Origin of the sequence: Neoakkermansia glycaniphila, from assembly GCF_001683795.1 — a bacterium.
In the GTDB taxonomy this organism is placed as follows: Bacteria; Verrucomicrobiota; Verrucomicrobiia; order Verrucomicrobiales; family Akkermansiaceae; genus Akkermansia; species Akkermansia glycaniphila.
The window spans coordinates 1-19,908 of sequence record NZ_LIGX01000002.1 but is presented as its reverse complement, the minus strand read 5'-3'; the positions used below and the strand labels follow the sequence as shown (position 1 = coordinate 19,908).

Below are 19,908 nucleotides of genomic sequence, written 5' to 3'. Positions count from 1 at the left end.
GGCGAAAGGACTACACTGTAAAATTGCAGGAAAAATCATTTTTCCATCATTCGGAATTCAACGTAACGGCTGTAATCGGTGTCATAAAAAGCATGACGAACAATCTAACGACGAAATTTATGGAAGCCTTGCAGACAGCGCAGAAATCCGCTGCCGCTGCCGGGCGTCCCCAGATATCTTCTGCGGAATTGATGCTCGCTTTGCTGGAGCAGGAGGGAGGAATTCTCGTTCCGGTGCTTCGCAAAGCCGGAGTCGAACCCCGCGATTTGATCCGGGAAGTGAAGAGTGAACTCGACCGCGCTCCCCGTCAGTCGGGACAGGTCGCTTCTCCGGGCTTGAGCACGGAGCTGGATGGCATTCTGAATGCTGCCGACCGCGAGCGCGAATCCCTGAAAGACGATTATCTCAGCGTCGAACACTTCATTCTGGGGGTGTTCGCTTCCGACAATCCGTTGCGCCGCATTCTCGAACGCGCCGGGTTGACGCGCGACAAGTATCTGGCCGCCCTCAAGGAGGTGCGCGGCAGCCAGCGCGTGACCGATCAGGAACCGGAAGACAAGTACCAGACTCTGGAAAAATACGGTACCGACCTGACAGCCCGTGCCCGTGAAGGCAAGATCGACCCGGTGATCGGCCGTGATACGGAGATCCGCCGCGTGCTCCAGATCCTTTCCCGCCGCACGAAGAACAACCCTGTGCTGATCGGTGAACCCGGCGTGGGCAAGACCGCCATTGCGGAGGGCCTCGCACGGCGCATCGTGAACGGCGACGTGCCGGAAAGCATGAAGGGCAAGCGGCTCATCTCGCTGAATATCGGCTCCATGCTGGCCGGAGCGAAGTACCGGGGCGAGTTTGAAGAGCGCCTGAAGGCCTTTCTGAAGGAAGTGACCGATTCCAATGGGGAGATCATTCTCTTCATCGACGAGCTGCATACCCTCGTGGGGGCTGGTGCCGGAGGCGAAGGAGCCATGGACGCGGCCAACCTGCTGAAGCCTGCGCTAGCACGCGGCGAGCTCCGGACGATCGGTGCAACGACGCTGGACGAGTACCGTAAGTATATCGAGAAGGATGCCGCGTTGGAACGCCGCTTCCAGCCCGTTTACGTCAGCGAGCCGAGCGTGGAAGATACCATCGCCATTCTCCGCGGTCTGAAGGAACGCTACGAAGTGCATCACGGAGTCCGCATTACGGATTCGGCCATCGTAGCCGCCGCCGTGCTTTCCGACCGCTACATTTCCGACCGTTTCCTGCCGGACAAGGCCGTGGACCTCGTGGACGAAGCCGCCGCCCGCCTGAAGATCGAACTCGACTCGATGCCTTCCGACATCGATGCCTTGAACCGCACAGCCATGCAGCTCGAAATGGAGCGGCAGGCTCTCGCGAAGGAAAAGGATGACGACAGTAAGGCACGGTTGGAAAAGATTACCAAGGAATTGGCTGACACGAAGGAAAAGGCCGATTCCATGATTGCCCAGTGGCAGAGCGAAAAGGCCGTGATCGACAAGGTGGGTTCCGCCCAGGAACGCATCGACCAGCTCCGCACCGAGGTCGAGCGCGCCCAGCGGCTCGGCGACCTGCGCCGGGCTTCCGAGATCATGTACGGGGAGATTCCGAAGGCCGAAGAGGAAGCCAAAGAGGCCCAGAAGGAACTGGCGGCCCTCCAGTCTTCCGGCGACGGCCTGTTGAAGGAAGAAGTCACCGAGTCCGACATCGCCAAGGTCGTCTCCACATGGACGGGCATTCCCGCTGCGCGCCTGCAGGAAGGCGAACGTGAAAAGCTGATCCACATGGAAGAACGCCTCGGTGAACGCCTGATCGGCCAGAAGGAAGCCATCCGCGCCGTGTCGGATGCCGTGCGCCGCGCTCGCGCCGGGCTGCAGGATGAAAACAGGCCGCTCGGTTCCTTCATCTTCCTCGGCCCCACGGGTGTCGGCAAAACGGAATTGTGCAAGGCTCTCGCCGAATTCCTCTTCGACGATGAAGCCGCCATGGTGCGCATCGACATGTCGGAATACATGGAGAAACACTCCGTGGCCCGCATGATCGGAGCGCCTCCCGGATACGTCGGCTACGATGAAGGCGGCCAGCTTACGGAAGCCGTTCGCCGCCGCCCGTACAGCGTCGTCCTCTTCGACGAAATAGAAAAGGCGCATCCCGATGTGTTCAACGTCCTGCTGCAGGTGCTGGACGACGGACGCATCACGGACGGGCAGGGCCGCACGGTCGATTTCCGCAACACCGTGCTGATCATGACCTCCAACATCGGCAGCCAGTACATTCTGAACGAGCCGGATCCCGTCAAACGTTCCGAGAAGGCCATGGAGGCTCTGCGTGCCCATTTCCGGCCGGAGTTCCTGAACCGCATCGACGAAACCATCATCTTCGACCAGCTCGGAGCCGACGAGTTGAAGAAGATCGTCGATATCCAGCTCAAGCGCGTGCGCAAGCGCCTCGAAGACAAGGGCCTCAAGCTCGAACTCAGCGATGCCGCTGCAGAACTCATCGCCGAACACGGTTTCGATCCCGTCTATGGCGCGCGACCGCTCAAGCGCGCCATCCAACACGACCTGCTTGACCCGCTCAGCATGCAGCTTCTCGCCGGGAAATTCCCGGATGGCAGCACGATCCATGTGGATGTGCATGACAGCAAGATCGTGTTCAACTGATGGGCGAGGCAGGCTTGCCCCTGATGGCTCTTTTATTGTCCGTACCCGGTCGAAAGGCCGGGTGCGGCATTTTGTTGCATGACACAATCCGAGATTACGGAGTGTTACGGGAAGGAGCTATACTTATACCAGTATGAAAGCTACCTTATCTTTCTTTGCAAGTATTTGTGCTTTGGCATGTTCCGTGCATGCCGAACAGTCGTCTCCCTGGGAAAAAATGCCTGTGTATATCGTCAAGGAGGGGCATTTATATAGTGTGGATGCCCTGTCTCCGGATTTGCCCGGGTATGTCGGCTATTCCATCTACTATGATCAGGCCGGACAGGCCGCTGGCGTTACGGGAGACGATTGGCGGGAAGCATTCGCCAAGGGGTATTACGCTTACCGCAAAACGAACGATTCTTTGAAACCTTTCGAACGTGTGATCCTGCCGTCTCCTCCGGACATCGTGCGACAGGTGCAGGCTTTGCCCCGGTTTACGACGGAGAAGGATTATACCAAGGAACCGCCTCCCCGTTGCCTGATGCTTCCTTCCGATACGTACACAACATATTGGCGCAGGATCGACGAGACGCTTGGCATGGCAAATTCTCTCGGGCGTGTCTTCTTTTTTCCCGGCAAGCCCGGGCAGGAACGGCGCGTGGCATGGAAGGGAGATGAAGCGTTTTCCTTGCACGATGCGACGCCCCTTCCGAATGCTGAAGGCTGGCTGGCCATCCGGTATGCCGGAGCCGAAGGTAAGGAGGCGTTGGCATGGCTCCATCCGGTGACGGGGGAATTCCGACCGTCCGCGGCTCGTCCCAGTGAGGAAAACGAGTATTTGAGTGTGGATCTGGAGCGGTCGTCATGGCTGAATGATGATACCGTCGTTACGCATTTCGGCATGCGGTGGTGCGATCATTTGAATGTCGTCAGTCTTTCTACCGGGGAAAACATGCTGACCAACAGGCTAAACGGCATGGGACACGATGTTCTTTTGTCCGACAATCAGGTGTGGGTCGTCGATGGGCAGGGATTCGCCGCCCAATTGTATCCTGTACCTCTCCGTCGTCCGGAGGCTCCCTTGCAAATTTCGCTTGAGCATGAAGGGAATCACGCGGAAGAGGGGCGTATGGCTGTGATGAATCTGAAGGTGACCGTCAGCAACCGGGGAACAGAACCCATTGCTTTGCCGCAAGGCTGGGGTACTTTCGTGTATCGTTTCTCCGGTGATAACGCTGACTCATGGAAGGGGGCACTCGTGGAACAGGACAAGGCGGAAGATGCTCCGTCCGTGACGCTGAAGCCGGGCGAAACATCAAGTTTTCTCCGGAAATACGAAATCTATGATTACCGCATCTTCCCCCATTCGAAACAGGTGAAGATCATGGTCAGCCTGACCCCGAAGCTTGCGCCCGGCACTCCCGGGGCTGAAGTAACGACCGGTGATCCCATCACGATCCCGACGCCGATACTGTGAGCCTTGCAAAGATCCGATAGAATAGAACGATGATGAAAGAGGAAGAAAACAAGGTAGAAGTCGAAAAACAGGGTTCAAAAGGCTGGAGAGTTCTGAAGAAAGTCGCTTTTTGGATGCTTTTTCTGGGTGTTCCGTTGGTGCTGACTGCTCCTATTTGGATTTGGGGTGTTCTTTATGTAAAAATTATGCTGGATCCTTATGATCTGACTCCTTCGGATGTAGAAGGTATGATAGATGCTCGGTTCAAGAATTTTCAGGAATTCAGAATCGAAATGGGCAATAAGCACAATAAATATAAAAAAGAGTCTATCACACTGGAAGAAGCTAAATCTCTTTTGCAACCATTTGCTTGTAAAATCATTTTATCGGAGTATGCTGATGTAGATATGAAAAAAGCTGTGTGGTGTGATTCCAGTCATTCTGAGCAGTTGGTGGAGTATATTTATCCTGTGAGAACGCGATCGATTTATGATCAAACGTTTTCCATGGGCACAGGCGTGAAACATTATTATTGCCTGCTGGATAAGGATTGCAGGATTCTGGGCTGGGTATTCCCGGAAGAATGATGCTGGTTGCTGCGTGCCCGCTGCGGTTCACGGCTCCAGCTGCTTATTCGGGCAGGCCGGCGATGTGCGGTGCGTTTTTTGACAGAACGCGGGCGACACGGAACAGCGGGAGGCACAGCGCGATTTTCAGCGCGCACTGGACGAAGACGAGCCACGGATAATCGGGCACAGGAGTCGCGATCGGTACAAGTACCAGAAGGGTGGCCACGGCGACAAGCCTGATTTTCAACGGGCGGGGAGCTGCATCATAGTACGGCAGGGCGGCCAGGATGGTGACGGCCAGCATGGTTCCGGAAAGGATGCTGTAGAACAACTGCCCGTCGATGATGCTGTGGTATTGCCCGGTGAAGAGCAGGTAGAGGGTGTCCGCCAGCTGAATGAGCGAAAAGAATGCCGCCATGTAGGCAAAGATGCGGATGATGGCATTGCCGCCTTTCGCCAGCAGCACGAGGCAGCACCATGGAGCCAGAATGCCGCATAAAATCAGCAGCCACATGTAGAATCGCTGGGAGACGAAGTCGAAGAGGAAGCCGCCCCGCAGGCACAGGCTGCTGCCGAAGGTGGAGCCGATGATGAAGAGCAATGCTTCCAGCAGGCTGAAGACGGCGCAATGAATGGCGACGATGGAGACGATCCAGCCGATGCGGGCGACGATTTTCTTGACGATCGGATAGATGAGCCACATGGCGGGCGTTACGGTTCTTGGGACGGGATGGCGGGTGCGCCCGCGATGGGGAAGCGTCGGATGCCGTTCAGGTCGGCGAGCACTTCCGCGTGCCTGTATCCGAGCCGTTGCATCATGGACAGGACGGCATCTCCCTGATCGTGGCCGATTTCGAGCGCGACGATGCCGCCGGGAGCCAGTCGGGCAGGGGCTTCCCGAAGGAAGCGTTCGATGATTTCCGTGCCTTCCGCACCGCCGAACAGGGCCGAGTGGGGGTCGTGCAGCACTTCTGCGGACAGTTCTTCGGCATCGGGGATGTAGGGGAGGTTCGCCACCATGAGGTCGAAGCGTTCCGGCGGCGGAACGGGGGCGTGTTCCGCATCCGCTTCCTGCTGCCAGGCGGAGAAGAGATCGCTGCGGAAGGTGCGTACCTTCGCGCCGAGAGCTGTGGCGTTTTCCAGCGCGAGGCTGAGAGCCTGCGGGGAGATGTCCGCGAGCGTGACGTCGGGGGTGGCGGCGGCGAGTTCGAGGGCCAGCGTGATGCCGATGATGCCGGAGCCGGTGCCCATGTCCAGAATGCGCATGCCGGGGCGGGGGGAGATGCGTTTCAGCAGCAGTTCGACCAGTTCTTCCGTTTCGGGGCGTGGGACGAGGGCGCGCGCATCGGTGATGAAGTCGCGGCGGTAGAACTCCGTCGTGCCGAGCAGGTGCTGCAGCGGTTCGCCGGAGCCGCGCCTTTTCATGAGTTCTCGAAGGGGAACGAGCTTGTCTTCCGGGACGGCGTCTTCATGGTGCAGGTACAGCCAGGTCTTGTCGCATTGCAGTACATGGGCCATGAGCCTCTGCATGGAGTGGCGCGCGTCTTCACAGTCTTTGCCGGAGAGGTAGGCCGTGCCGGCATTCAGCACTTCGAGAACCGTTTTCATCATGCGAGGCCCTCTTCGGCAAGGCGTTCCTGCATCTCCGCATGCTGGAGTACGGCGATCACTTCGTTGATTTGTCCGGCAAGGATGCCGTCCAGATTGTAGGATGTGTACCCGACTCGGTGATCAGTCATCCGGCTTTGCGGGAAGTTGTAGGTGCGGATTTTTTCTTCGCGGCCTCCGGAGCCGATCAGGCTGCGCCGCTGGGAGGAGTACTTTTCATGCTCTTCGCGCTGTTTGGCTTCGAAGAGTTTGGCGCGAAGAATGCGCATGCCTTTTTCGCGGTTTTTCATCTGGCTGCGTTCTTCTTCGCAGCGTACCATCAGGCCGGTAGGAAGGTGGAAGATCTGGACGGCGGATTCCGTGCGGTTGACGTGCTGGCCGCCTGCGCCGCCCGAACGGCAGGTTTCGATGCGAAGGTCGTCGGGGCGGATTTCGATGTCCACTTCTTCGGCTTCGGGGAGGACGGCGACCGTGGCCGTGGAGGTGTGGATGCGGCCCTGCGTCTCCGTGGCGGGGACGCGCTGCACGCGATGCACGCCGCTCTCGTACTTCATGAAGCGGAATACTTCTTCGCCGGATATGCGGCAGACGGCTTCCTTGAACCCGCCGACATCCGACGGGCTGGCTTCCATCAGTTCGAATTTCCAGCCTTTCGCTTCGGAATAGTGCTGGTACATGCCGAGGAGATCCCCGGCGAACAGGGAGGCTTCGTCGCCGCCCGTTCCGGCGCGGATTTCGACGATGGCGTCGCGGTCTTCCGTCGTATCGCGGGGCAGGAGGCTGTATTGCACTTTTTCTTCCAGCCGGGAGATTTCCTGTTCGAGAGGTTCGATTTCCATGCGGGCCATTTCGGCCATTTCCTCGTCGTCGCTTTTGGAGAGTTCCTGATTGTCTTCCAGTTCGCGGCGGCATTTGAGCAGCTGGTCCCAATCCTGCATCAGCTCCTGTACGCGGCGGTGTTCGCGCATCAGTTCCGATGCCCGTTTCTGGTCGTTGAAGAAATCGGGGGCCGCAATCAGGGCCTCCAGTTCGGAGAGTCTTGCGCGGCGTTTTTCGATCAGGGGGCTGTAATCCATGAGAAGGGGGAAAATGTCTGCGGCGAGTGTACAGGGAAACGCGCTTTCCCTCAAGGGAATTTTGAGAAATGCAATTTTTATCTTGCCAATTTGCAGCAAGTGTGATTAAATGCGCGCGCACTTGACCCCGGTAACGGGCAAGTCATTCGTAGTCCTATAGTGTAATGGTAACACACCGGATTTTGATTCCGTTATTCTAGGTTCGAATCCTGGTAGGACTACCAACTTTTTGAAACCCGGCTGTGCGCCGGGTTTTGTTGTTTCTTCCGCCTGCATCCGGCGCGGTATTTTGGGATCGACATCATGGGGCTGCGCGGTATGATGGTAAACGGTATGCCACGGTGAACAGGTGTGCCGAATGCAATGAACCGGATGGAATGATGAAAACGATGATTTTTTTTGCATGTTTGCTTGCCGTATGGTTGGGTCTGGCAGCAGGGGAGGATGTCCGTGTGATCCGGCGCGAGGCGTTCGCCTTGCTTGATCTCGACCGTCCGGGGCTGGAAGATGTGAAGGCCCTCCACGAACAAGGAAAGGATCATGAGGCTGCAAAAGCCTTGCTCGCTTACTACCGGAATCGTGCAGGTGTCAGGATTCCGGGGAAGGTGTCCCTTTCGGAAGAGGAGGAACATTGGGCGAACGATGCGGTGAAGCACATTTTTTATGTGCGCGGCGTGCGTCAGGATTCGCTGTTTTACGGAGAAGAGATCGATTGGACGTATTGGCCGGTCAGGGATAATGAGCTGCGCTGGCAGTTGCATCGCCACAAGTGGTTTACGCCGCTGGGGAAGGCCTACCGCATGTCGGGGGAAGAGATGTATGCCGAGGCGTGGGTGCATCAGTACAGGGACTGGATCAGGAAGAATCCGCTGTTGTCGGATGAAGAAAGGAAGAAGAGGCGGCAGGGCAGCCAAGGTGAGATTGATGAAGTGGAAAATATGCGTTTTGCCTGGCGGTCTCTGGAGGTGAGCCACCGCCTGCAGGATCAGATCATGCAGTTCCGGCTGTTTCTGGATTCGCCTTCTTTCACGCCTGAGTTTCTGACGGAATTTCTGGTGAATTACCACCGGCATGCCGCACATATCATGGGGCATTATTCGCAACGGGGCAACCACCTGCTGTTCGAATCCCAGCGTATGATCGCGGCAGGTTCCTTTTTCCACGAATTCAGGGATGCTGCGGCATGGAGGAAAAGCGGCATCAATATCCTGAACCGAGAGATTACGGCACAGGTTTACGAAGACGGCGGCCAGATGGAGCTTGATCCGGGTTATCATCTCGCATCCATCAATCTTTTTCGGAAGGCCTTGGAGCTTGCCGAGAAGAACGGGTTCCGCGACGAGTTTCCTCTCGGTTATTCGGATGTGATTGAAAAGATGATCATGTTCCACGCCAATATCTCTTTTCCCGATTACTCCAATCCCTGTTTCAGCGATGCCAAGCTGCATGGCAGAAGGGTGATGCTGCGCAATTATCGGGTTTGGAGCGATCTTTTTCCGAAAAATGAGGCCATCAGGTATTTTGCCACTGAAGGCAGGGAAGGTGCGCTTCCGGGTTACTTGTCGAAGGGTTTCCCCGATTCCGGTTTTTTCGTTTTCCGCAATTCCTGGGGGATGGATGCCACGCAGATGGTGGTGAAGGCCGGGCCGAAGGCTTTCTGGCACAATCAGCCGGATAACGGTACGTTCGAGCTGTGGTTCAAGGGCAGGAGGCTGTTCCCGGATTCGGGTTCCTATATGTACGGCGGCGAGGGGGAGATTCAGGAACAGCGGGACTGGCATCGCCAGACGTGCGTGCACAATACCGCGACGCTGGACGACAGGAATCTGGAAAATACGGAATCCGTGACCCGGCTGTGGCAGCCGGATGGGGAGGAGCAGGTGCTTGTGACGGAGAACCGGAGTTACAGGGATTTGAAGCATCGCCGCTCCGTTTTCTTTGTGGATGGCCGCTATTTCGTGATTGTGGATGAACTGGATGGCAAGGCCGTGGGTACGGTGAATCTCCATTACCAGATGCCTGAAGGGGAGATCGTGCACTCAAGCCGGGAGATGGCGTTTTCCACGCAGTTTGAAGACGGCAGCAGGATGATGCTGCAATGTTTCGGCCCGGCAGGAATGAGCGTGAGGCAGGAGGATGGATGGTATTCCGAAAAATCCCGGAACCGCAGAAAGCGGATGAGGATTTCGTTCGATGCAAGGAAGGATGGCGAGGAAGCCGTTCGTTATGTGACGGTCATTTGCCCGGTGGATGCCAAGGGGGATGTTCCCCGTTTCCATGCGGAATTCGGCAATGCGAAATTCGATGAATACGGGTTGAAGGTGAATGTGTCGGTCGATGGAAAGAGCCGTGTTTTGGCCTATGAACTGGATCGGCCTTGAATGGCCGGTTGATGGGGATGCGGCAAGAAAAAGCCCTGCAAGCATGGCCTGCAGGGCTGGGTGAATGAGAAGCGGTATGCTTGCCCCGGATTATGAGGGGTTCACGTTGAAGCTGAATACCTTTCCGTTGAAGGAAGGTGCGAGCGTCTGCAAGGGGAGAACGAAGGTGGAGCGCACGCCCTTGGTGCGGGGACCGAAGTTTTCGTCCGGGTTGCGGAAGCTCTTGAGCGTCATGGTGCCTTCGGACTTGCCGTCGATGAGCAGGCGGGTGTTTTCCGGTTCGCCGATGAGTTCGATCTTGACCTTTTTGCCGACGGGCAGTTTGGTGCCGAAGGAGAATTCAAGCGTATCGTCGCGGCGGAAGCCGATGGTGCCGTCTTTCATCACGGCGAGCAATTCTCCCTCCGGAGCGGAAAGGAGAACCTGTTCCTTGCCTTCGGGGGCGGCAGCCAGTTCAACTTCCATCGTGAGGTGGTAGTTGGGGCCAAGAGCAGGCTGGTTCAGCTGCTGGGGCAGCTTGCCGGGCGTGACGGTGAAGGGTTTGGCATCCTTCCATTTATGCAGCGGGTTGGTCCGGGGGGCATCGCCGATGGCAGCCACGAGCTCGCGGTGCTGTTCGAAGGTGTCGGGAGCTTTGGCCTTGCCCCACATCTTTTGCCCGAGGATGTCCATGGAATCGGAGACGATGCCCCAGATATCGTAAGGAGCATAGCCGGAGTGCTTGATGTCCGTTTCATCGTTCCAGATGGCAAAGGATGCGCCGATGAGCTGGGGATGGCCGGAGGGCAGGGTTTCGTTGCCGATGCGGTTGGGAATCCAGTTGTTGTAGAGTCCCTTGTGGTTCTTGTCCATGCGGTAGTAACCGGCATAGGGTACGACATAGAGCGCGCCGTCATTGGTATTGATGACGTCGTAACCGAGATCGACGGCTTCCTGCGCCTTCATCCAGCCGGTGTTCCAGAGGTTCATCTGTACGCCTTTGCTGACTACGGGCGTTTTGCCGGGCTTGGTGCTGAGGCTGCCCCAGATGCGCGGCGTATGGCCGCGCTTGAGCGCGTGTTTGAGGACGGCGTCGGCAAAGTGGCGGTAGTCTTCCTTGTCGCCGTAGAATTCGTCGGCACCCACATGGATGACATCGCAGCCTTCAAAGACAGGGCGGCCGAATTTGGGATCTTTCAGGAGGTATTCGTCAAACACCTGGCTGACAAGCTTGATCGTTTCCGGGTTGGCGGCGTCCAGCATCTCGCAGCGGCGCTTGTCATGGTTCATCGGTCCCTTGTAGATCAGATCCGGGCGCAGGCGGGTGAAGGAAAGCGCGTGGCCGGGGGTGTCGAATTCCGGGACGATGTTGACGCCGCGGCTTTTGGCATAATTGATCAGGTCGACGAATTCCTTTTTGGTGTAGAAAAGATCCTTGGCCGTCAGGGGAGTGCCGTCCGGCCCCTTCATGTCGGATTCAAGGCGGAAGGCGGTGTAGCTTTCCTTGAACGGGTCGCGGCCCTTGTCCACATACTGTTCGTGGAAGATGTAGTTGTTGTTGATGACCAGATGGAGGTCATTCATCTTGTACCAGGACATGGTGCGGATGACATCCTTGATGTAGCTGAGAGGGTAGGGGGTGCGCGCTACATCGAGCATGAAACCGCGTACCTGATAGCGGGGGAAGTCCACTGCGGTGCCGCAAGGGATGCTGCCATTGTTCTGGCGCAGCATCTGCAGCAGGGTGCGGGTACCCCAGTACTGGCCCGTGGGGGTGGCAGCGGCGATGGTGACGCCTTTCGGCGTGACGTCCAGTGTGTAACCTTCCTCGCCGATGTTGCTTTCTTTGGTGGTGCCGAAGGAGATGTCCGCCTTTTGGCCGGGAGCAACGATCTTCACCTTGCAGCCCAGAATGTCCGCCAGATCGGCGACAAAGGTTTCGGCAAGCTTTTTGTCGGAGCAGGCAATCGTCACGGTATCGCCCGGTTTGTATGCGCCCTGGCCGCCTTTCCATTGGAGAATTTCCGGGATGACGCGGGGTTTGGGGTTGCCCTGGTCGGCTGCCGGGGCTTTCAGCATGATTTCATAGTCCTTGCTGACCGCTTCCTTGCCGTCCTTGGTGACCTTGAAGCTGACATTGACCGGGGTATCTGCAAGCACGGGAGCTATTTTCCCCTTGCTGTCGATAATCTGTTCGTAATCGGCTCCGAGAAGCTGGATTGTCGCGCCGGGTGCATGAGGCATGGGCAATTGCCTGGCGCCCGCTTCGATCTGCGGAATGGTGAGCGAATCCGCAATTTGCCGGGCATCCTGCCCCATCAATGGAGCTGCCGCGCATGCGGCAAGCATCAGAAGGGTTTTCTTTTTCATGATCTTATATCGTTCCGAATAACGGAATGTCTGAATCCGTCCTCAAAATACGTGGAATTCATGCGTTTTATTTCAGAAAAAATGAAAACAATGAGGATTTTTGCATGGCCGTTGTTTTACAAGATTTTGGTTTGCATCGCATGGGGGATCTTGATTTGAAAGTAAAAATGATCATGGGTTGAATTCGAATCCACCTTGGATACAATCAATCATTTTTCATTGGTAGTTGCTTGGTATCATTTCTTTTCTCATGAGTCGCTATTTCGGTATTCTTTTTGTACGTTATGGTTTGACACACAGTTTTCCGTTTGCTATAGTCGTTGTGTTCGGAAATTATATTAAGTCGGATTGAGTGTCCGTCTTGGTGTGTCTGGATCGGGTGATTGTATGGAACGCTTGAAATTCATGCGGTTATCCGTTTCTGATGCGGATTTTCGAACAATGCATTATCAGCTCCTGTTATAATAGTTCTCATTTTAGTCCTCATTTTTCATCCATATGAAATTGCATCTCCCCCTTGCGTTGCGAACAGCGATTCTTTCCTGCCTTGCCGTTACGGTATGTTGTACGACAACGGCTACGGCTTCTTCCCAAGATTTGAATTGGGAATCGTCCTATGTGGTACCGACCGCGTTTTCTGCGGCCGTGTTGCCCATGGCTGCATTCCCCGGACCGGATGGCGTGACGTATGATAATGTGAATTCAGGCACGGCTTCGAGAGGCGATATTACCGTGACAGCCAATTCGGTGATCAATTATACGACCGAAGGCAATACCGGATCCTCCATTACGGCAACGGGGCGTGATATCAAGTTGATGACATTGACGGATCCGAATAATGCGGGATCCTATGCTCGCCGTCAAATGACGCTCAATGGCCCGATTACGGCCAATTCCGTCTGGTTTGCACAAAGTCGTTATTTGATGACTGCCAATCAATTGACGAATGCTGGAACGATTTATGTAGCAGGTGGTCAGTTGTGGATCGATGGTGCCCAGACCCTGAACAACAATTTTCATTTGGGCGACAGTTCCTTGTTTACGGAAGCCAATGAATACGGAGGAGCTGCTTTGCGTATAACAGGTAATACGACGTTCGCTGGTACGGTCAATATTCTGAGTGACGGTTCAAAGATCACGGTGGCGAATGGTAATACATTGACTGTGAATAATGCGATTACGGGTTCGGGTACATGGCAGATCGCTGCTCCCGGGGCCACTGGCACGGTGAAATTGAATGCTACCAACCATGCCGGTTTTACGGGCAATATCCTCGTTTCCGGTAGTGCGGCTTTGACATGGGGTAATGGTAATACGGGAGCGGCAGCAGCAGGGGCAACTTGCGGTTTGGGCAATACGATCGAAATTCAGAATGGTGGTCGCATGAATCTGCATCTTTGGACGGCCGCGCAATCCAACAAGGCGCAGACGGTTGCCATCAGTTCGCATGTCAAAATGTCGGGAACATCCATGCTGCATTTCGAGGACGGTTCCTATACCTTCAATCAGGGTATTGAATTCGCGGCGGGTAGTAATGCCACGTTGAACAGCCAATGGGCCAAGCATTATTATTTGACCAAGCTGGATGGAGCCGGCACGATCATACTTAATCGTGGGGCGGGAGACCTCGCAGGCGTCAACAACTTTTATCTGGATGCTGCCGGTTCGTTTACGGGAACCATCAGGCTGACAACGAACAATACCAATGTGAATGTCAGCCGCCTCGTATTGCAACATAACGAAGCTGCCAGCAATGCGGTGATCGATATGGCTCAGAATACCGCCCTCTGGATCGGTACGACGAATGCGACGATCGCCGGGCTTTCCGGTGTAGGCAATGTGCTGAACGGTACGGCCGGAAATACGCTGACGATCAATAATACGGGAGATTACGTGTATGGCGGCAATATTGCTGCCGATGTGAATATCGTCAAGTCCGGAACCGGTTCGCAGACATTATCCGGAACCAATCCTGATTTCAATGGCAATATCACCGTGAATGGCGGTACCTTGGTTCTGTCCATGAGCGGTACGCATACCCTGGCGAATGTGGCCGTCAATAATCAGGCATCGATTGCATTTGCAAACGGTGCATTCACGGCCACGGCGTCGTCCATGAATATGGCCAATCTCGGTCTGTCTGATTCGACCAGCCTGAACCTGACGGGCAATCAGAATTTCAGTTCGGTCGTTGTCGGCAACGGCATGAACAGGCTTGTTCTGACCGGTGCAACGGAAGCCCGCTTCGGCGATGTATCCGGTACGGGTATTCTGATGGTATCCGTCGATGATCTGAATGTCGCGAAACTGTATGCCGACAGTTTGACCGGTGCGAAACTGTATCTGACCGATGGTACTCGTACGGGTGTTGCTACCCGGCAGGCTTCCGGCGAATTGGCTTTTATGGCGCTGCCCGAATTGACCGGAGCCACGGTCAATGATCCGACTCATGAATATATTCGTGTCGGCGGCAATGTGACCCTTCAAAAGGATCTCGTGATCGGGGGCCTCATTCTGCAGGATGTAGCCGGAGATGCCAACCGATTGACCGTGACCGACACGTTCACCGTGAACGACAATCTGTTGTATTCCGGCTCGACGGCCAATGGCTTTTCCATTGCCGGCGGCAATATGATCGTCGACGGTTCGTTGACGCTGACGGGCGGCACGCTGAAAGTGGCGACCGGCGCCACCTTGACGCTCAATGGCGGTGTGATGCAAAGCGGCGGACAGTTGATGCTGGATGGCGGCACGCTTGCTCTCAATCAGGCTGCTTACGGCACATGGAATGTAACGGGTAACGGCAGTCTGAATGTCAATCAGGATGCCAGCCTCACGACTGCGGGATTGGGTACTATTTTGTATACGGTGAATCAAGGCGGCACAATGACCTTGTCTTCAGTAACCGGAACGACGACGCAAGTGATACTCAATAGCGGAGGCAGACTTGTACTGGCCGGAGGCGTGAATTTGTACACGGGCCCGACTCAGTTGAATGCGGGCGGTACGATCGAATTGCAGGCCAATGCAGCTTTGACGATGCATGGCGCAGCCGTAGCCAGCCGTATCAATATGCTGGGCGCGGGCACGTTGCGCGTATGGGGCGGCAATCAGGGTGTTGTCTCCGGCGATGTGTCGGCGGCAGGAGCCGTCTCGCTGTTTTCTGAATCCGTTGATGCTTCTACTTCCTCGCTGTCCATCGTATCCGATGTATTCAATGCAGCCGGTACCGTGACTGTGAATGCGGGTAACGGCTCTTCAGTCAGGTTTGCCGGTCGTAGCGTAACGATGGGCAGTCTTGCGCTGGCTGGCAGCAATCAGGTGACATTTGCCGATGGAGTCAATGCCAATGTGACAGGCAACTTTGCGTTCAGCAGCGATACGGCGGGAACGGTGCATCTGGTAAACAACGGTTCATTGTCTGTCGCGGGGGCTTTCTATGTTTCCGGCAATATGACCTTGGGTGCAGCCGACGGTTCGGAACGCGGTGTGTTGACGACGGGACGTTTTGCGATGGCCGTTGACAACCGAGCCAGCGCGACAACTGTCAATCGTGGCATTGTGATGAATGTGACGGGCAATACGAATGATGCATCCGCCGGAGTGGCTTCGTTCATGCTGGCCAATTATCCCGGTAATCATTCGATGACGGTTTCCGGCGTCCTGAATGTCCTGAATGCGGGCATTTCTCTGCGCGACGGCAATGGTACGCTCACGATTAATGATGGCGGTATCTTTAATATCAATTCCCTGCAAATTACCAGAAATGCAGGGACACCCGGTTCGGTGGCGACGATCGTCTTGAATGCAGGTGCGATGATGAACGTCGGTACAGGTGGTTTCGGCACGTCATTGACGAATCTGACCTTGAACGGAGGTACGATCGGTATTTTGAATAGTACGACCAACTGGACCGGCGCGAAAGATTTGGCGTTTGCGGGCGGTACGACCGTGACGTTCAATACGGACCGTTATGCCCCATCTGCAACGACTGTGGCAGGAGCCTATACGGGTACCGGCGGCACGATTACCCTCAGCGGGGCATTGAGCGGCGCGGGAACACTCGTCAAAGACGGTGTCGGTACTTTGGTTGCAAGCGGAACGAGTGCTTTAACGGGCAATGTTATTGTGCGCAACGGCACATTGAATGTAACCGGTACGCTGGGTACGCTTTCCAACCTGAATATGCAGGGAGGCCAACTGACAGTCGGTGGAACGACTGACGTGAGCTTTGCTGCCTATACATCCGGTGCAGGACGTTTCGGTATCAACGTTTCGGCGAATACGCCCGGTGTTTTGAACTACACGGGAACAGCTGCCTTGGGTGCCTCCAATACGCTCAATTTCAATTTCGATTTTGCCAATCTGACGAATGCAAAGACGCTGACCGTCTTGAAATCGACCGTGGCAGGCAACACGGCTGCCACTGTATTCAATACCGATCAGATTGTTCGAGGCCAGAATGCAACGCTTGCATGGGATGCGACGGGTACGAATCTTGTTCTGACCGTTACGGGTACCAAAGCGTCCGCCAATCTTGTCTGGAATGGAACGGCGGGACAGGTATGGGACAGTAAAGCCACGGAAGCATGGTTGAACGGAACCGATGCTTCGATGTTCTATGCGATGGATACCGTGGAATTCACTGCCGCTTCCGGTATCAAGAACATCGTGTTGCAAGGCCAGCTCCAAACGGCTGGCATTACGGTAAGCGGTGGCGATTATACCTTCACTTCGGCTACGGGTGGTTCCACACTGAGCGGCAACATTACGGTGAATGCCGGAGCATCGCTGACGGCGGGCACGGCTGGCGTACTCGGATCAGGAGCGATTGCGAACAGCGGTACGCTGTCTATCGGAGAAAATGTGCAGTACGGTACGATGTCGGCAGTGACCGGCAATGGTACTCTGCGTCTCAAGGAAGGTTCGTCGGCTTCAGTGGCATATGCTGATGCACAATCCTATGTCGCAGATCAGAATGCTCGTCTGACACTGACAGGCATGGGTGGCTCTGGCAATGTCAATACCAATTTCAAACTTGCAGGAAACGGCAACATTACCTGTGTGTATACCGGTAATCCGGTTGTCTTGACGACAAACAATGCCTTTACGGGTACCTTGACTCTGTCTACGAACAGCACCAACAACCAGTGGGTCATGAATCAGGCGAATGGATCGCAATTTCTTGCTCCGGTAGATGGCAAATATGGTTCCATCGTTCTGGCTGCGACCACCAAAATGACGCTTGGATCCGCTTACCACGGCAAGGCGAACGGCTTGCTTCTTGGCGGTCTTTCCGGTGATGCTTCCAGCCGCATTGAAGGGCGGTTTAATACAAATCCGTCCACCAGTGAAAATTATAGGTATATTACTTTAAGGCAGGATACGGATACGGTTTTTGCCGGTGTTTTCGAAGCGCAAAATGCACCTCGCGACATAGGCATTATCAAACATGGCTCTGGCAGGTTGACCCTTACCGGTGCAAACGCTTCCCCTGCGGATCTGGATGTTCATGAAGGTATCGTAGCCATCGGTAATGGCGGTACGACGGGGCAGTGGTCGGGCAACATCAATGTGTACAGTACTGATGATGCGACAGGTACCCTGATCTTCAACCGTTCGAACGCTTTGACGTATGGCGGTGCGCTGGGCGGCAACGGTGTGATTGAGATCGAAAACGGCAATATCACCTTGAGCGGTACGGCAACCAACTTCACGGGCGAGATCAAGGCGCAAGGCGGTACGCTTATCGCCGGTAGCACCGGATTTGCCGGTACGGGCACAATCGTGGCCGATGGGGGTACGATCAATCTGGGAACGTTTGCCGTCACAAGCGCGATTCGGATTGATAACAGTGCATCCGTGCTGACGGCCGGTACAGGCGGAACCGCTGCGGGAGGTATCACCATCAGTAACGGCGTGACCCTGAACACTCGCAACTTCTCTCAAACGGGAACAATCTATTACACGAGCGCCGACAACTTCTGGAATATCCGGGGGGATGCTCCGGCAGGTACGGTCGTTGATTTCAATGGAGTGACCGATTTCACCATCGGCGACCACCTCAAGGTGGCTCTGTGGGATGGAGGCGTACTGACGGATGCCATGGTATCTGCAGCGGCTTCCACCACGGATCTGACCTATACGCTGGAGTACATGACAAATGGCGAATTGTGGTTGAAGGTGGGGCTGAATCTCGCCAACGCCTATGTGTGGAGCGGGCAAACGACCGACGCCAATCAGGCAACCGCATGGACGAAACAGGGCATTACCGGACCGCCTACTGTGACCGACAGTATCTATTTTACCGACGACGCCTTCACTGCAGAAGGTACAAACTTGCTGAATGTCGATACGGCAGGCTTAAGCGTGAAGGATATTCTTGTCAGTATCTCCGCGGATAATACCTACAACTTCAATGCTGGCGCCGGTTTCACGACGACTGGGTCATTGGTGAAGAACGGTGCTGGCACTTTGGTTGTAGGAGTGAACAACCACTTTGCGAATGTAGAACTTCGGGATGGTACGACGGAAATCCGGACGGCGGGAGCGCTGGGCACGGGCACCGTCACCATGAGCGATGGGGCGACGCTGAAATACGGGGCGAACGCCTCGGGCTGGGAAGACGACATCCTCTCGGGCAACCTGACGCTGGCCGCGGGCTCCACCGCCGCGCACATCGACATCTCGCAGGCGGCAGGCATCGTCACATGGACCGAGTACCTGGGCACCACCGCCATCACCAAGAGCGGAGCCGGCACCCTCAAACTCAGCCAGACGGCGCTCACGACCGCCGCCATCACCGCCACTGACGGCGTACTGGAACTGGCAGGCGCCACCACCTACAGCGGCAGCATCACCCTCAACGGCACGGCGAGCGCCCTCAACCTCACGGGCACCACCACCTTCGCCAACGGCTTCACGCTGGCGCTGGGCGACAAAACCATGACCCTCACGGGCACGCTCACCGACCGCAATGCGGCCGTCGGCTACGATGCCACCGTCAACGGGGGCACCCTCACCTTCGGAGCTGCCGCCAGCACCTACACGGGCAAACTCACCATGACGGGCAACGCCACGCTCAGCACGGATGGCAACGCCACTCTGGCCGGCACCATTGCACAGGTAGCGGGCAGCACGCTCAACCTCGCGGGCACGGGCACCTTCATCGGCACACTGGGAGCGACGGATGTCGCGCTCGGAGCCGGCACGGGCCTCCAGCTCAACGCGAACGCCACGATGAACAACCTTGTCATGACGGACACCTCCCGCCTGAGCGGAGCGCACACGCTCACCCTCTCTTCGGGCGACCTGAACGGCACGGTGGACAACGCCACCGCCATCGCCATGACGGGCGGCACGAACGGCACGGGCAGCCTGAACCTGAACGGGATCGACATGGGCGCCCTCACCGTCACGGGAGGCAACATCACGGGAGCGACTGGAACGATCGGACAGGTCCACATCAACGTGGCCCGTGCGCTGACGACGAACTTCGGAGGCATGGACGCCGCCAAAATCACATCGCTCCGCACCACGAACGGCGGAGCGCGCATCACGGGCCTGACGGGTACGGCAACGCTGAACACGGCCTTCCTGACCTTCGGCACCGGAACGGCCAGCATCAACGGCGCAGGTGCGGACACCGCGAAAAGCATCGTCACGGGAGCGAACCTCACTGTCAACGGCGCCTTCACCGCCAACCTCTCCGACGAACTCGTGGCAGCGCTGAAAACGGCCATCGGCAACGACTCGGCCACAGTCAGCCTGTTTGCCACGAACGGAACGCTGACGGCGAACATCGGCGACATCGTCTTCGGC

The 19,908-nt window shown here is 56.2% G+C and carries 10 protein-coding genes and 1 tRNA gene; 7 read left to right on the top strand and 4 right to left on the bottom strand.

The window, feature by feature from the left end; translation table 11 throughout:
- Positions 1–92 precede the first annotated feature (92 nt).
- The 3 genes from clpB (at position 93) to AC781_RS00865 (ending at position 4,691) form a co-directional block, all read left to right on the top strand.
- Entirely contained in the window at positions 93–2,666 is a 2,574-nt protein-coding gene (clpB, locus tag AC781_RS00875) for an ATP-dependent chaperone ClpB (protein WP_067772007.1), read from the top strand.
- A 133-nt stretch (positions 2,667–2,799) separates the two neighbouring features.
- Positions 2,800–4,125 (top strand): hypothetical protein, encoded by a 1,326-nt coding sequence (locus AC781_RS00870; RefSeq protein WP_141675659.1) that lies wholly within the window; start codon positions 2,800–2,802, stop codon positions 4,123–4,125.
- Positions 4,126–4,154: 29 nt separating this feature from the next.
- Complete coding sequence (locus tag AC781_RS00865) at positions 4,155–4,691, top strand: hypothetical protein (protein WP_067772004.1); 537 nt, start codon at positions 4,155–4,157, stop codon at positions 4,689–4,691.
- Positions 4,692–4,734: 43 nt separating this feature from the next.
- On the opposite strand, the gene AC781_RS00860 is transcribed toward AC781_RS00865, so the two are convergent.
- Genes AC781_RS00860 through prfA form a run of 3 tightly spaced genes read right to left on the bottom strand, consistent with a single transcriptional unit; the run spans position 4,735 to position 7,357 of the window.
- Positions 4,735–5,376 carry a hypothetical protein gene (locus AC781_RS00860; protein WP_067772002.1) on the bottom strand — a complete coding sequence of 214 codons (642 nt, stop codon included), beginning with the start codon at positions 5,374–5,376 and terminating at the stop codon, positions 4,735–4,737.
- Between the two features lie 8 nt (positions 5,377–5,384).
- A complete protein-coding gene (gene prmC / locus AC781_RS00855; protein WP_083076331.1) occupies positions 5,385–6,284 on the bottom strand; it encodes a peptide chain release factor N(5)-glutamine methyltransferase in 900 nt (299 codons plus the stop codon).
- A complete protein-coding gene (gene prfA, locus AC781_RS00850) occupies positions 6,281–7,357 on the bottom strand; it encodes a peptide chain release factor 1 (RefSeq protein WP_067772791.1) in 1,077 nt (358 codons plus the stop codon). The genes prmC and prfA overlap by 4 nt, the downstream gene beginning before the upstream one ends.
- 150 nt (positions 7,358–7,507) lie before the next feature.
- Between prfA and AC781_RS00845 the strand changes: the two genes are divergently transcribed.
- Positions 7,508–7,581 (top strand) — tRNA-Gln (locus AC781_RS00845).
- 156 nt (positions 7,582–7,737) lie between these two features.
- Positions 7,738–9,738 carry a heparinase II/III family protein gene (locus AC781_RS00840; RefSeq protein ID WP_067772788.1) on the top strand — a complete coding sequence of 667 codons (2,001 nt, stop codon included), beginning with the start codon at positions 7,738–7,740 and terminating at the stop codon, positions 9,736–9,738.
- A 90-nt stretch (positions 9,739–9,828) separates the two neighbouring features.
- On the opposite strand, the gene AC781_RS00835 is transcribed toward AC781_RS00840, so the two are convergent.
- A complete protein-coding gene (locus tag AC781_RS00835) occupies positions 9,829–12,087 on the bottom strand; it encodes a beta-hexosaminidase (RefSeq protein WP_067771998.1) in 2,259 nt (752 codons plus the stop codon).
- Between the two features lie 26 nt (positions 12,088–12,113).
- Here AC781_RS00835 and AC781_RS13870 point away from each other — a divergent pair, with 26 nt between their 5' ends.
- A complete protein-coding gene (locus AC781_RS13870; protein ID WP_156850299.1) occupies positions 12,114–12,269 on the top strand; it encodes a hypothetical protein in 156 nt (51 codons plus the stop codon).
- Positions 12,270–12,741: 472 nt separating this feature from the next.
- Positions 12,742–19,908, top strand: a 7,167-nt coding sequence (locus AC781_RS00830) for a beta strand repeat-containing protein (protein ID WP_176712471.1), incomplete at its 3' end; no start/stop codon positions are given.

Bases quoted from the DNA above. Each gene is read 5' to 3' on its own strand.
- clpB (WP_067772007.1), top strand. From the start codon at position 93: ATGACGAACAATCTAACGACGAAATTTATGGAAGCCTTGCAGACAGCG.
- AC781_RS00870 (WP_141675659.1), top strand. From the start codon at position 2,800: ATGAAAGCTACCTTATCTTTCTTTGCAAGTATTTGTGCTTTGGCATGT.
- AC781_RS00865 (WP_067772004.1), top strand. From the start codon at position 4,155: ATGATGAAAGAGGAAGAAAACAAGGTAGAAGTCGAAAAACAGGGTTCA.
- AC781_RS00860 (WP_067772002.1), bottom strand. From the start codon at position 5,376: ATGTGGCTCATCTATCCGATCGTCAAGAAAATCGTCGCCCGCATCGGC.
- prmC (WP_083076331.1), bottom strand. From the start codon at position 6,284: ATGATGAAAACGGTTCTCGAAGTGCTGAATGCCGGCACGGCCTACCTC.
- prfA (WP_067772791.1), bottom strand. From the start codon at position 7,357: ATGGATTACAGCCCCCTGATCGAAAAACGCCGCGCAAGACTCTCCGAA.
- AC781_RS00840 (WP_067772788.1), top strand. From the start codon at position 7,738: ATGAAAACGATGATTTTTTTTGCATGTTTGCTTGCCGTATGGTTGGGT.
- AC781_RS00835 (WP_067771998.1), bottom strand. From the start codon at position 12,087: ATGAAAAAGAAAACCCTTCTGATGCTTGCCGCATGCGCGGCAGCTCCA.
- AC781_RS13870 (WP_156850299.1), top strand. From the start codon at position 12,114: ATGTCTGAATCCGTCCTCAAAATACGTGGAATTCATGCGTTTTATTTC.